Here is a 12969-nt window from a genome sequence, read left to right on the forward strand (position 1 = left end):
CCCATGCTGAGCGTGAACGATCTGCGCCTGCAGCGCGGCGGCAAGGCCGTGCTGCACGGCATCGACCTGCAGGTGCCGCCCGGCGAGGTGACGGCGCTGCTGGGTGCCAACGGCGCGGGCAAGTCGAGCACCGTGATGGCCATCGGCGGCGTGCTGCCGATCACGGGCGGGCGCATCGAGGTCGAGGGCCGTTCGCTCCACGGCCAGCGACCCGAGCGCGTGCGTGCGCTGGGTGTGGCAGTGGTGCCAGAAGGGCATCGCGTTCTAGGTGAGCTATCGGTGCTCGACAACCTGCGCGCGGCCGCCACTGCATTGCCTGCGGCCAGCGTGGCCGATGCGGTCGAGCGGATGCTCGGCGTGTTCCCCGAGCTGCGCGTGAAGCTCGCGCTGCCTGCGCGTTCGCTGTCAGGTGGGCAGAAGCAGATGGTCTGCATCGCGCAGGCCCTCATCGGCAAGCCGCGCTACCTCGCGATCGACGAACTCTCGCTGGGGCTCGCGCCGGCTGTGGTGAAGCGGTTGGTCGAGGTGGTGCAGCAGGTCGCGCGCGAGGGCGTGGGCGTGCTGCTGATCGAGCAGTTCACGACCGTGGCGCTGGCCGTGTCGAGCCGCGCCTATGTGCTGGAGCGGGGGCGCATGGCGTTTGCGGGCTCGTCGGAAGAGCTGCGCAGCCGGCCCGAGATCCTGCACAGCAGCTATCTCGCGGCGGCCTGAACCGCCGCCTTTCTCCGCTTGGCGCTCAGTGCGCCAGCGCCGGCGACGCCACCCGCTGCGCCTCGCGCCTTTGGAACTCGCGCGGCGACACGCCGTACTGCGTCTTGAACACGCGGCAGAAATGCGCGCTGCTGTTGAAGCCCCAGGCAAAGGCGATTTCCGACACCGAGGTGCGGCCGCCCGCGGCGTGGCGCAGCGCTTCGCTGCAACGCTCCAGACGCATCTGCCAGATGAAGCGGTCGAGCGTCTGGTCTTCGTCTTCGAACACGCGGTGCAGGTAGCGCTTGGAGCAGCGCAGTTGCTGCGCGATGAGGTCGAGCGACAAGGCCGGGTCGGCCAGGTGCGCATGCACGAACTGCTTCACGCGCGCCTTTAGCACGCCCGGCAGCGGCTGCGCGCCGAACTGTTCGTCGGCGTGCGTGGCGAGCGTGGAAGCCAGCAGGCCCAGCACGGTGTCGCTGACCGAGCGGCCGACGGCGTTGGGCAGCGAGGGCAGCTGGTCGGCCAGCGAGGTGAGGAACGAGCCGAGCACCGCGTAGAGCCCCTGCATGGCGGGCGTGTGGGCCTCGCAGGTGTGCAGGTCGGGCATCTTCATGCCCTTGAACTGCTGGCGCGGGATCGTGATGGCCAGCAGGCGCGAGCGCTCGGGGTTGGTGATGGCGTAAGGCACGCGCGGGTCGTACAGGCTCCAGTCGCCCGGGTGCAGGTGGAACTCGCGGTCGCGCTGCGAGATGTGACCATGGCCTTCGAGCTGCAGCACCAGCTTGTAGTGCTCGTCGAGCGCGATCTCGCGGTGCGTGTCGGGCCGCGCCACGCGGTGCGAGGGCGCCTCGATCATGAACATGCCCAGCGGCCCGAGCTCGTAGGCGTCCAGGCGCGCGTCGAAGGGGCCCGGGTCGAGGCACTGCACGCGCAGCGCGCCGAAGTACGACTCGTTGATGCGGCCCCAGCAGGCCTGCCGGTCGGCCGGATGTTCGAGCCGGGTGCTGAAGTGGTGTGCGTTCATGCCGTGGTTCCCTGGGGGCGCCGGAAGCGCTTCTGCAGGATAGGCAGAACGATGTTCACAATCATCGGTACTTCCACCCGGGACAATCGGGCGGTGCGCTCCCGGTCAACGGCCGGTGCGCGCAGGGTCAATGCTTGCGGTTCAGACGGCCGGCACGCGGCCCGCGTCGGCCGGGTCGACGTCGCGGCGGTACAGCACGAGCGTCGCGATCAGCCCGCAGGCCGCGGCGGCCGTCATCCACAGGCCGGGTGCGCCCTTGTCGCCCGTCATCTCGATCAGGCCCGTGGCAATGGCCGGCGTGAAACCACCGAACAGGGCCGTGGCAAGGCTGTAGGCCAGCGAAAAGCCGGCTGTGCGCACGCTGACCGGCATCACCTCGGTCAGCGCCACCACCATCGCGCCGTTGTAACTGGCGTACAGGAACGACAGCCACAGCTCCACCTCGAGCATGCGCGCGAAGCTCGGCGCACCGACCAGCCACTTGAGCGACGGGTAGGCCGTGAGGATGGTCAGCACGGTGAACAGAACGAGCAGCGGCTTGCGCCCCACGCGGTCCGACAGCGAGCCCATGATCGGCAGCCAGATGAAGTTCGAGATGGCCACGCACAGCGTGACGACGAGCGCGTCGGTGGTGCTCAGGTGCAGCACGGCCTTGCCGAAGGTGGGCGTGTAGACGGTGATCAGGTAGAACGACACAGTGGTCATCGACACCAGCATCATCCCGGCGACGACGAGGCCCCAGTTGGCGACCATCGAGCGGAAGATTTCGCGCGCGTCGGGGCGGTGCTTGCGCGCCATGAACTCCTCGGTCTCCTGCAGCGAGCGGCGAATGATGAACAGCACGGGCACGATCAGGCAGCCGACGAAGAAGGGCACGCGCCAGTAGAAGTCGCCGATCTCTTGCGACGTGAAGGTCACGTTGAGCCAGTAGCCGAGCGCGGCCGCAACAACGATCGCCACCTGCTGGCTGGCCGACTGCCAGCTCACGTAGAAGCCCTTGCGGCCCGGCGTGGCCATCTCCGACAGGTACACCGACACGCCGCCCAGTTCCACGCCGGCCGAGAAGCCCTGCAGCAGCCGGCCGACCAGCACCAGCAGCGGCGCGATGACGCCGATGGTCGCGTAGCTGGGCACGCAGGCGATCAGCAAGGTGCCGACGGCCATCAGCGCGAGCGTGACGATCAAACCCTGGCGGCGGCCGACGCGGTCGACGTACGCGCCGAGAAAAATGGCACCCAGCGGTCGCATCAGGAAGCCCGCGCCGAAGGTCATGAAGGTCAGCATCAGCGACGCGAACTCGTTGCCCGCGGGGAAGAAGGCCTTCGAGATCTGCGTGGCGTAGAAGCCGAACAGGAAGAAGTCGAACATCTCCATGAAGTTGCCGCCGGTCACGCGCAGGACGGTGGCGAATTTCGAGGAGGTCTGCGCGTGGGCAGGCGCGGAAGTCATGGTGTGTCCCCTGGGGCGATGTTGTGGGCCCAAGGGTAGGTCGGGGTTCCCGACCGGGACCTGACGAGGGGAGTCAGGTAGCTGTCAATGCGCCCTGTCAATCTCCCCCGCACCCGCTGCGCTGGAGCACGGGCAGCAGCTGCGGCCCCAGCGACTTCAGCAGCTGGGTCGGCAGTGCGCTCGTGAACCGGTAGCGAGCCGCATAGGGCTCGTGCACGTAGGCCATGATGGTGCCGAAATAGCGGTCGCCGATCATGAACACGAAGGTGGCCGAGCGGTCGATCTTGCGCTGCGAGATCACCCGTCCGCCGCGGCCGGTTTGCTCGTAGCGATGGTCGCCGGTGCCGGTCTTGCCGCCGATCTCGAGGGCCCGGCCGTTCTCGTCCGTGAGTGCGCCCTTCAAGCGCCGCGCCGTGCCATCGTTCACCACCCCGACCAGCGCGCGCTGCAGCGTCGCAGTCACCTCGGTGGGTAGCACCCTTTCGGCGCTCGCGTTGTGCGGCTCCAGCCGTGTCTCGTAGGGCGTGTCGCGCCCGAAGTGCAGCGCACCGACCCGCTGCGTGGGCAGCCGCACGCCGTCGTTCGCGATGATGCCCATCAGCTCCGCCAGCGCGGCCGGCCGGTCGCCCGATGCGCCGATCGCGCTCGCATACGACGGCGTCAGCGATGCGAAGGGGTAGCCCACGCGCTGCCACGAACGATGAATCTGCGCGAAGGCATCGAGCTCGATCAGCTCGCGCACGCGCTTGTCCTGCGCGCCCTTGTGGCGCGTCTTGAAGAGCCAGGCGTAGACCTCCTGGCGTTCGCTCGCACTGGCATCCAGCACCTCGGTCAGCGAGGCGCCGGGGTGCGTCCGCAGGAAGCCGACCAGCCAGAGCTCCAGCGGATGCACGCGCGCGACGTAGCCGCGATCGGCCAGCGACAGGTTGGCGTAGGTGCTGCGCAGCGCCCCCAGTGCGCGCGGTGAGTCGGCGCCGCGGCCCAGCCGCTGCACCAGAAGCGCGTCGAGTCGCGCATCGCTGGCCTCGGGCTCGATGGTGAACAGCACGCTCGCCAGGCGCGGCGCCGACGGCCTCAGGCCGCGCAGCAGCAGCGCTTCGGCCTCCGCGGCCGACAGGCGCTGGTACTTGCGATGAAAGCGGATGAGGAAGGCCGAGCCTTCGCGGTCGGCAAAGCGCGCGAGCATTTCGCGCCGGCGCGGGTCGGCAGGGTCCTTCAAAAGGCGCTCGACATCCGACGCGCCGCCGAACATGCGGTGGCGCACCAGGTCGCGCATCAGGCGGATGAACACGAGGTTGACCGAATGCTTGAAGCCCTCCCGCACTGTCATCGAACTGCTGTTGCGCGAGCGCTCGAAGTTTTCGAACTGGTGCAGGCCGCCACCGGTGAAAAAGGACTCGCCGGGGTTCGCCGAGTACTTGCGCTCCATGGCCGCCTCGAGCATCGGCGCAAGGCTGCGGTCCTTGGCTCGCAGCAGGTATTGCCGAGCCCAGGCGCCCAGCGGATCGCGCGGGTTCGGCGCCAGCGCCGACAACTGGGCGGGGCTCAGGTCGACCCAGCCCGCGTGCAGCTCGGCCACGAGCTCGAGGTAGCTCACCAGCGTGCGCAGCTTGGCCGTCGAGCCGAGGTCCAGCCGCGCGCCCTGGTTCACGTCGAAGGGCTGGTCGATGTTGTCGGCCTGAACGCGCAGCAGGTTCGCCCCGGCGCTGCGCTCGAACAGCGTGAAGCTGTAGACCAGCGGGCTCGGGTCGGCACCCGGGTCGAGCAGGTGGGCGCCGTACAGCCCTGCCGCCTTCGCTGCGGCGGGCGTCCGCAGGCCCGCCAGCACCTGTGCCACGAGCGCCTGCGCTTCGCCGTCCAGGCTGGTTTCGGCCTCGAGGTCGAGGCGCTCCAGGTCGTAGGCACGCGGCACGTCGAGCAGCGTGGCGATGTGGGTGCGCAGCGCACTCGCGGCCTTGCGCTGCACGAAGTCGGGCCGGGGCGTGGGCGGCAGCGGGGGCTGCAGGTGCAAGGGCAGCGGCAGCGCCGCATCGCGCAGCGCGGGCGTGATCAGGCCTGCCTCGGCCATCAGCCGCAGGTAGCTGTCGGTCAGCCGGGCCAGACCCGCGCCGTCGCCGAGCAGATGCTGCGACGGGCGGCGCTGCGCGATCATCAGCGACAGCGCCTGCTTGAAGGCCTCGGCCTGCTGCCGGAGCGCTTCGTCCGTGGGCGCTGCGGCCTCTTCCGCGTGGTCGGCGAGCAGGCGGTTGACCTCGCCGAAGTCGCGTCCGTACCAGGCCCACAGGCCATCGCCCAGGCCGTGCACCTCGCCCATGCCCGGGCGCGCGGCCAGCGGCACGGTGTCGAGGTAGTCGACGACGATCTGGCGGCGCCGCACCAGCGTGTCGTCGCCGTCCTGGTAGGCGCGCAGCGAGGCCGATGCCATCTGGCGCAGCTTCTCGCCGACCGACCCGGTGCGGCCTTGCGGCGAATGGCGGTACTTCTCGAGCTGGGTGGCCAGCGTGCTGCCACCCGTCGCCGACTGGCCCAGGCCGACCGCGCGCAGCGCCTGCTCGAGCGCTGCCTTCGCGAAGCGTTCCGGATCGATGGCGGGGTTGCGCTGCAGCGGCTGCGCATCCAGCAGATGGCGGTCTTCGACGAACAGCAGGGCGCTCACCAGCAGCGGCGGCACCTCCTCGAAGCGCTCGTAGGCGCGCTTGGGCACACGCGTGTGCAGCAGCGCCGCATGGCGGCAGTCGCGCACGGTCAGGCCGGCCTGGTTTTTCTCGCGGTAGGGCGCAAAGAGCCCGTGTTCCTGCAGTTCGATCAGCCGCGGCGACATGCGGGCCTGGCGGGTGACGACATAGCCCTGTGGCTTCAGGCGGTCGATGTAGCCGGGAAGCTGGTGATAGCCCAGCCGTTCGTCGTAGGGGCCGTTGCGGGGAAAGCGGATGGCATCGCTGGCACCGGCGTCGACGCTGAAGTTGGCACCGCTGGCAAGGTCGCGCCACAGGGCCGATTGCAGCCGGGAGGTCTTCAACTCGTTTGCCACGAGCGCGGCAAGCGTTCCCCCCACGGCGAGCCCAGCGCCGACCCAGAAAAGCGTCTTGAACCTTCTTGTCATGCTCGCCTCGCGAACAGTCCGCACCGTGGGTTCGTCAGTGACGATGATGCGCTTTTTGCGGCGATTTGGCTTCTGCCCGAACGAACCGGCCGACGGGTTCGAAGCGGGAGGGGCCGGGCATGGGCGTGCCCGTTTCAGGCCTGGACACAGCGTGTCCGTGTCGTCGAGGACGCGAGACGAAGAGGCCTGCGCGTCACCTCGCGCGAGGCGCCCGCCCGCTCAACTCTTGTACTTGATCGAACACCCGTACGGCCGCGTGCTCGCGGTCGACACCGGTTTTCCGCCGAGCACTTCGCCCAGCGCCTGGTTCACGTAGTTGGTGGCGGTCTTGATGTCGTCGGCGCGCGCCGAGGCGATGCTGTCGATGCCGCCGGCATACACCAGCATGCCCTTGGGATCGATGATGAAGATGTGGGGCGTGGTGCGCGCGCCGTAGACCTGGCCGATCACGCCGTCTTCGTCCATCAGCACGGCGGTGGGCGCGGCCTTTTGCGACTTCATCCAGGCGTCGAGCGCATCGGCCTTCAGGTAGTCGCTGGCGGCGCGTTCGGTGGAGTTGATCGCGAGCCAGACCACGCCCTTGTCGGTGGCCGCTTTCTGCGTGGCCGGCATGTTGCCGCTGCCGTAGTGCTTGCGCACGAAGGGGCAGCCGGGGTTGGTCCATTCGAGCACCACGAACTTGCCCGCGAAGTCGGACAGCTTGTGCTTGGCGCCGCTGGTGTCGACGGCGACGAAATCGGGCGCCTGCTGGCCCACGGCGGGCGCGGCAAAGGCGTTGGTGCCCATGAGGAAGGTGGCGCCCAGCGCCACGGCGGCGGCCACGACGGCGCGGCGGGAGGCGCGGCTGAGGGCGGCGCGTGCCTGGCGTGCGGCACGAAGGGAGCGTGAGTCGACAGTGGGCGAAAGCGTCATGGCCAGCTTGAACTCCAAAACAAAATTCCAAACAACAACTGCAGCTTAGAACGGTTTCTTCAAGTGCGTGTGACAACCCATGACAGCGGCGTTGTCATCTTTTTTCAATTCACCGCATCGGCGCTCAAAGCGCTGCCAACGCGGCGCGCACCTCGTCTTTGCTGAGGATTTCGGTCAGCACGACGGGCGCCTTGCCCGGCGCCTGCAGCACGTACACGGGCACGCCACTGCGGCCCAGCGCGGTGAGCGCGGCGGTGATGGCGGGGTCGCGGCGGGTCCAGTCGGCGCGCAGCATGGCGACCTGCTTGGCGTCGAAGTCGGCGAGCAGCTCGGCGTCGGCCAGCGTGCTCTTCTTGTTGTACTGGCAGGTCACGCACCAGGCGGCGGTGAAGTCGATGAAGACGGGGCGGCCCGCGGTCGCCATGTCGCTCACGCGCTGGGCCGACCACGGCTGCCAGCGCTCGCCGTCGTTCGGTGCTGTGGCCAGCTTGGCCGGTTCAGGCACCTGCACGATGTTGCGGCCGATGGCGCCGGCCAGCACGGCGGTGAAGGCGATCATCACGGTGGCGATGACGAGCCGCGTGCGTCCGCGCAGCGTGAACGCCCAGACCACCGCGGCCAGGCACACCAGCAGCGCGAGCAGCGTGCCGGCGCCATCGATGCCGCTTTGCTGGCCCAGCACCCAGACCAGCCAGGCCACGGTCGCGAACATCGGGAAGGCGAGCAGGCGGCGCAACGTGTGCATCCACGGGCCCGGCTTGGGCAGCAGGCGCGCCACGGCCGGCACAAAGCCCGCCACGAGGTAGGGCAGTGCCAAGCCGAGGCCCAGCGCCGCGAACAGCATCAGGGCCTGGGTGGCCGGCAGGCCGATGGCAAAGCCCAGCGAGGCGCCCATGAACGGCGCGGTGCAGGGCGAGGCGATCACCACGGCCAGCACGCCGGAAAGGAAGTCGTTGGCCAGCGGGTGCTTGGCCTGTGCGCTGCACACCGACGACGGTGCCGCGCGACCGAACTCGAACACGCCGGCCAGGTTCAGGCCGAGCAAGGTGAAGAGCGCCGCCAGCGCCGCCACCACGGCGGGCGACTGCAGCTGGAAACCCCAGCCGAGCTGGGCGCCGGCCGCGCGCAGCGCGAGCATGGCGCCACCCAGTGCGAGGAACGACAGCATCACGCCGCCCGTGTAGGCCAGGCCCGCCTTGCGGTGCGCGCTGGCGTTGCCCGCCTGCCGCGCGAAGCCCAGCACCTTGATCGCGAGGATCGGGAACACGCAGGGCATGAGATTGAGCAGCAGGCCGCCGAGCAGCGCACCGAGCAGGGCGACCATGAAGGCGCCGGCGGGCTGGGCTTGGGCAGCAGCGGGGGCCGCCGCCTGCGCGGCATTGGCCGCCAGCGCTGCCTGCAGCGCTGGCGACACCTCGGCGGCGCGCGGCGCGGCCGCAGCGGTGGGCCAGGTGCCCGACACCGGCGCCTCGGCGCGCCATGCCACGGGCTGGCCCGCCTGGCGATCGGCTTCGGCCAGCACCACCACGACCGGCATGACGGTGGGGCTTTCGCTGCGCTGGTCGGCCAGAGGCAGCGTGGCGGTCCAGGTCGCGCCGTCCCAGGCCTGCGTCCAGTCCTTTCCGGAGACGGCGGCGGTGCGGATCACCTCGGGCGTTTCGGGGAAGAACTCGAGCGTCTTGCCGCGCACCGCGGCGGGCAGGCCGTCGAGGCGCACCTTCAGCTGCTGGCCGTCGACGGCGATGGTGCCGGGCGCGCCCAGCGGCTGCGGCTGCGCGGCCTGCGCGGTGTCGAAGGCCGCCTTGTTCAGCGCGGTCGAGCCGCGCGTGGGCAACGAGAGCGTGAACTCGCCCTCTTCAGGAATGCATTCCTTGCGGCAGACCAGCCAGGAGGCCTGCAGCTTGATGTCCATGGCCGGCGATCCGCCGGTGAGCGCCACGTCGGGCTTGTAGAGCGTCGAGACCTCGAGCGGCACCGGCAGCAGCACGGTGTTCTCGTAGCCGTAGTTGGCGAGCGTGCCGACCGGGATCTTCTTGGGCACCGGCCAGGCGATTTCGCCGGTCGAGACGCCCGCTGGCAGCGTCCACTTCAATTCCGTCGGCAGACCCGAATCGCCGGCGTTCTTCCAGTAGGTGTGCCACTCGGGCTGGTGGGTGATCTGCAGCCCGACCCAGACCGGCGCGCCGGGCGCCACGCCCTCGGGCGCATGGGCGACCAGTTCGGCGCGCACATGGGGGGTGGTGACCACGGCCCCGGTCTTCGGGGCCAGCTGGGCCGCAGCCGGCATGCAGGCTGCGGCGGTAGCTATCAGAAAGGGAGCGAGAGAGATGCGCGAAAGGATCATGCCGGTCAGTCGGAGCCAGAGGGCGGGGCGAAGTTCCTGGGGGCCGCGTCTTTCCGGGGCTCAGGCCGCGGAGGCCGCGGGCCAACCCAGGACCACGCGCCGGGTGGTCGCGCTCTTCTTCTCGATCTTGGTGACGACCATGGCGCCGATTTCCGCGGTGTTGGCCACATGCGTGCCGCCGCAGGGCTGGAAGTCGATCGACGGCGCGCCGCCGTCTTCGCCCGTGCCGCCGATGCGGATGGTGCGCACCGTGCCCGTGCCGCGCGGCGGCTGCACGCTCATGCTCTTGACCAGCGCGGGGTTGGCGTCGAGCTCGGCGTCGCTGATGGCGCCCACGGTCAGCGGATGGGCGGCTTCGACCAGCTTCGCGAGGCCGGCGGTGAGCGTTTCCTTGTCGAGCGGGTCGGTGATGTGGAAGTCGATGCGCGCGTACTCGGGCGTGATCGAGCAGCCGTTCACCGGCACCGGCACGAGGTGGCACAGCAGGTGGCTCGCGGTGTGGAAGCGCATCAGCCGGTGGCGGCGCTCCCAGTCGAGGCGGGCGGTGACGGTGTCGCCGGGCGCCAGCGCGGCCAGCAGCTCGGCCTGGTCGGGCGCGGGCACGTGGACGAACTCGGCGGTCGGCTGGCCTTCGGCGTCCTTGGCCTTGCGGGTGTCGGCGATGGCGATTTCGCGGCCGTCGGCGAGCACCAGCACGCCGGCGTCGCCGGCCTGCCCGCCGCCCAGCGGATAGAACACGGTGCGGTCCAGCACGATGCCGGTGTCGTCGAGGCGCAGGATGCGGGCTTCACAGGTGCGCAGGTAGGCGTCGGCGCGGAACAGGTCGTCGGTCATGCGGCGATGGTAGCGACGATGCGCGAAGGAGGTGCGCGCACGCCGGAAAGCGCCCACGACCGACACGCCCGCGCCGCGCGATTGCGCATGATCCGGCGGTCTGCGGCCGCCCGCCGCGCAAGGAATCTGCATGAACGTATCGCCGCACCTTCCCGCTCGCCTCGCCTTGTCCGCAGCCGCCATGGCCGCCGTGCTGCTCGTCGCCGGCTGCGGCGAGACCGCCAAGCTCGCGCCCGAACTCACGACCGGCCCCCGGCCGCAGCTCGTCGATCCGAACAAGACACTGATCCCCACCGTCAACGTGGCGCCTGCCGTCGGATGGACCGACACCGCCGCGCCCACGCCCACCGAAGGCCTGCGCGTGACGGCGCTGGCGCGCGGCCTGGACCACCCGCGCTGGGTCTACACCCTGCCCAACGGCGACGTGCTGGTGGCCGAAAGCAACAAGCCACCCAAGCCCGAGGGCAGCGACACCGGCGGCCCGGTTGCGAAGGTGCGCAACTGGGTCATGGGCAAGGTCATGGGCCGCGCGGGCGCCGGCGTGCCCAGTGCCAACCGCATCACCCTGCTGCGCGACGCTGACGGCGACGGCCTGGCCGAGGTGAAGCAGGTGTTTTTGTCGGACCTCGTCTCGCCCTACGGCATGGCGCTGGTCGGCAACGAGCTCTTCATCGCCAACGCCAATGCGCTCGTGAAGGTGCCCTACACCGAAGGCGACACGTCTGCCCGCGCCAAGCCGGTGGTCGTGACGGCGCTGCCCGCCGGCATCAACCACCACTGGACCAAGAACGTCATTGCCAATGCCGACGGCAGCAAGCTCTACGTCACGGTCGGCTCCAACAGCAACATCGGCGAGAACGGCATGGCGGCCGAAGAGGGCCGCGCCGCGATCTGGGAGGTCGATGCGAAGAGCGGCGAAAAGCGCCTGTTCGCGAGCGGCCTGCGCAACCCCAACGGCCTGGGCTGGGAGCCCGAGACCAACACGTTGTGGACCGTGGTGAACGAGCGCGACGAAATCGGCAGCGACCTCGTGCCCGACTACCTCACCTCGGTGAAAGACGGCGCCTTCTACGGCTGGCCCTGGAGCTACTGGGGCGGCGTGGTCGATGCGCGCGTCACGCCGCAAAAGCCCGACCTCGTGGCGAAGGCGCTGGCGCCCGACTACGCGCTGGGCTCGCACGTCGCGCCGCTGGGGCTGGTGTTCTCGAACCCGCGCGGCATGCCACCCGAGTTCGCGAGCGGCGCCTTCATCGGCGAGCACGGCTCGTGGAACCGCAAGCCCAAGTCGGGCTACAAGGTGGTGTTCGTGCCCTTCATCGGCGGCAAGCCGAGCGGGCCGCCGGTCGATATCCTCACGGGCTTTTTGAGCGCCGACGAAAAGGCGCACGGCCGGCCGGTCGGCGTGGCGCTCGACAAGAGCGGCGCACTGCTGGTGGCGGACGACGTGGGCAACGCGGTGTGGCGCGTGTCGCGCAGCAAGCCCAACTGACGCGCACGCGCAGCAGAAGGGGCGGTCAGCGCTGGCGTGCCGACGACAGGCGCGGCACCAGCTGGGCCGCAGGCCCGTCGACACGGCGCCGGCTGGTGTCGCCGCGCAGGTGGTCGAACAGCAGGGCAATCGCCTGCTGCGCGACCTCGTCCAGGTGCAGGTCGACGGCCGTGAGCGGCGGCACGCAGGTACGGGCGCGCAGGCCGTCGTAGCGCGTGACGACCATCACGTCGTCGGGAATGCGCCGGCCCGATTCGAGCACGGCGGTCACCGCGCCCGAGGCGAATGCGTCGACCGGCACGCAGAAGGCGTCGATGTCGGGGTGCGCCGCCAGCAGCGCCAGCGCGGCCTGCCGGCCACCGTTCTCGCCCTCGGCTTCGTCGACCAGCGACAGCAGCGGCGCCTGTCCGTGCGCGGCGGCGAAGGCCTGGTAGGCCGCCTGGCCTTCCACATACGAATTGCGGGCGGCCGAGCCGAGGATCATCGCGACCTTGCGCGCGCCCTGGTCATGCAGGTGTTCGAGCAGCAGGCGCGTCGTCTGGCCCGAGTGGATGTCGACATAGGGCGGCATCGCCGGTCCGTCGGCCGCTTCTTCGGCCGGCTTGCCGATGGCCACCACCGGCAGGCCGCGCCGCAGCAGGTACGCCAGGTTGGGGTCACCCGCCGAGGGCTCGATGACCAGTGCGCCGTCGACGTCGAGCAGTTCCATCGGCACGCGCCCGGTTTCCATGGGCGGTGCCAGCACCAGCGCCAGGCGGCGGTCGAGCGCGGCCGCGGCTGCCACGGCCGCCACTTCCATCAGGAAGCCGAGCCGCGACGGGCCGCCGGCCACCGCGAACGGCATCGACGACAGCAGCACGATCATGTGCGCCTCGCCCGTGCGCAGCCGCTGCGCATTGCGGTTGGGCCGGTAGCCCAGCTTCAGCGCCGCCTGCTCGACGCGCGCGCGCGTTTCGGCATCGACCTGGCCCCGGGCATTGAGCGCGTGCGAGACGGTGGTCGGCGACACGCCCGCTTCGCGCGCCACGTCCTTGATGTTTGCCCGCGGCGATGGATCAGTGCTCATCCCGTTGACCTTTTCGAAAAGCGGTGATTCAATTCCCAAATCGTTTTGGGGCGCG

General features: G+C 70.0%; 9 protein-coding genes. 2 read left to right on the forward strand and 7 right to left on the reverse strand.

What is annotated here, in order from left to right:
* The first annotated feature begins 3 nt into the window (after positions 1 to 3).
* Positions 4 to 711: an ABC transporter ATP-binding protein gene (locus tag CY658_RS01310; protein WP_101488516.1), complete on the forward strand. Its 708-nt coding sequence runs from the start codon at positions 4 to 6 to the stop codon at positions 709 to 711.
* A 25-nt stretch (positions 712 to 736) separates the two neighbouring features.
* On the opposite strand, the gene CY658_RS01315 is transcribed toward CY658_RS01310, so the two are convergent.
* The 6 genes from CY658_RS01315 to CY658_RS01340 all read right to left on the reverse strand — a co-directional run bounded on the left by CY658_RS01315 (position 737) and on the right by CY658_RS01340 (position 10359).
* A complete protein-coding gene (locus CY658_RS01315) occupies positions 737 to 1717 on the reverse strand; it encodes a helix-turn-helix domain-containing protein (protein WP_101488517.1) in 981 nt (326 codons plus the stop codon).
* Positions 1718 to 1858: 141 nt separating this feature from the next.
* Positions 1859 to 3166: an MFS transporter gene (locus CY658_RS01320; RefSeq protein ID WP_101488518.1), complete on the reverse strand. Its 1308-nt coding sequence runs from the start codon at positions 3164 to 3166 to the stop codon at positions 1859 to 1861.
* Positions 3167 to 3263: 97 nt separating this feature from the next.
* The gene (locus CY658_RS01325) at positions 3264 to 6269 is read right to left on the reverse strand and encodes a transglycosylase domain-containing protein (protein ID WP_101488519.1); all 3006 of its coding nucleotides are present in this window, start codon (positions 6267 to 6269) and stop codon (positions 3264 to 3266) included.
* Positions 6270 to 6488: 219 nt separating this feature from the next.
* On the reverse strand, positions 6489 to 7181 hold the full coding sequence (locus CY658_RS01330; protein WP_180838825.1) for a thioredoxin family protein: 693 nt from the start codon (positions 7179 to 7181) through the stop codon (positions 6489 to 6491).
* 124 nt (positions 7182 to 7305) lie between these two features.
* Positions 7306 to 9525 carry a protein-disulfide reductase DsbD family protein gene (locus CY658_RS01335; RefSeq protein ID WP_180838826.1) on the reverse strand — a complete coding sequence of 740 codons (2220 nt, stop codon included), beginning with the start codon at positions 9523 to 9525 and terminating at the stop codon, positions 7306 to 7308.
* A gap of 60 nt (positions 9526 to 9585) precedes the next feature.
* Entirely contained in the window at positions 9586 to 10359 is a 774-nt protein-coding gene (locus CY658_RS01340; RefSeq protein ID WP_101490168.1) for an alanyl-tRNA editing protein, read from the reverse strand.
* A gap of 130 nt (positions 10360 to 10489) precedes the next feature.
* On the opposite strand from CY658_RS01340, the gene CY658_RS01345 reads away from it, so the two are divergent.
* Positions 10490 to 11848, forward strand: a complete 1359-nt coding sequence (locus CY658_RS01345; protein WP_101488521.1) for a PQQ-dependent sugar dehydrogenase — start codon at positions 10490 to 10492, stop codon at positions 11846 to 11848.
* Positions 11849 to 11873: 25 nt separating this feature from the next.
* Here CY658_RS01345 and CY658_RS01350 read toward each other — a convergent pair whose 3' ends face one another.
* Positions 11874 to 12914: a LacI family DNA-binding transcriptional regulator gene (locus CY658_RS01350; protein ID WP_101488522.1), complete on the reverse strand. Its 1041-nt coding sequence runs from the start codon at positions 12912 to 12914 to the stop codon at positions 11874 to 11876.
* Positions 12915 to 12969 lie beyond the last annotated feature (55 nt).

Source organism: Variovorax sp. RO1 (assembly GCF_002849325.1).
GTDB lineage: Bacteria > Pseudomonadota > Gammaproteobacteria > Burkholderiales > Burkholderiaceae_C > Variovorax.

What these genes read in the sequence shown, in the direction of transcription:
- CY658_RS01310 (WP_101488516.1), top strand. Translation starts at nt 4, where the DNA reads ATGCTGAGCGTGAACGATCTGCGCCTGCAGCGCGGCGGCAAGGCCGTG.
- CY658_RS01315 (WP_101488517.1), bottom strand. Translation starts at nt 1,717, where the DNA reads ATGAACGCACACCACTTCAGCACCCGGCTCGAACATCCGGCCGACCGG.
- CY658_RS01320 (WP_101488518.1), bottom strand. Translation starts at nt 3,166, where the DNA reads ATGACTTCCGCGCCTGCCCACGCGCAGACCTCCTCGAAATTCGCCACC.
- CY658_RS01325 (WP_101488519.1), bottom strand. Translation starts at nt 6,269, where the DNA reads ATGACAAGAAGGTTCAAGACGCTTTTCTGGGTCGGCGCTGGGCTCGCC.
- CY658_RS01330 (WP_180838825.1), bottom strand. Translation starts at nt 7,181, where the DNA reads ATGACGCTTTCGCCCACTGTCGACTCACGCTCCCTTCGTGCCGCACGC.
- CY658_RS01335 (WP_180838826.1), bottom strand. Translation starts at nt 9,525, where the DNA reads ATGATCCTTTCGCGCATCTCTCTCGCTCCCTTTCTGATAGCTACCGCC.
- CY658_RS01340 (WP_101490168.1), bottom strand. Translation starts at nt 10,359, where the DNA reads ATGACCGACGACCTGTTCCGCGCCGACGCCTACCTGCGCACCTGTGAA.
- CY658_RS01345 (WP_101488521.1), top strand. Translation starts at nt 10,490, where the DNA reads ATGAACGTATCGCCGCACCTTCCCGCTCGCCTCGCCTTGTCCGCAGCC.
- CY658_RS01350 (WP_101488522.1), bottom strand. Translation starts at nt 12,914, where the DNA reads ATGAGCACTGATCCATCGCCGCGGGCAAACATCAAGGACGTGGCGCGC.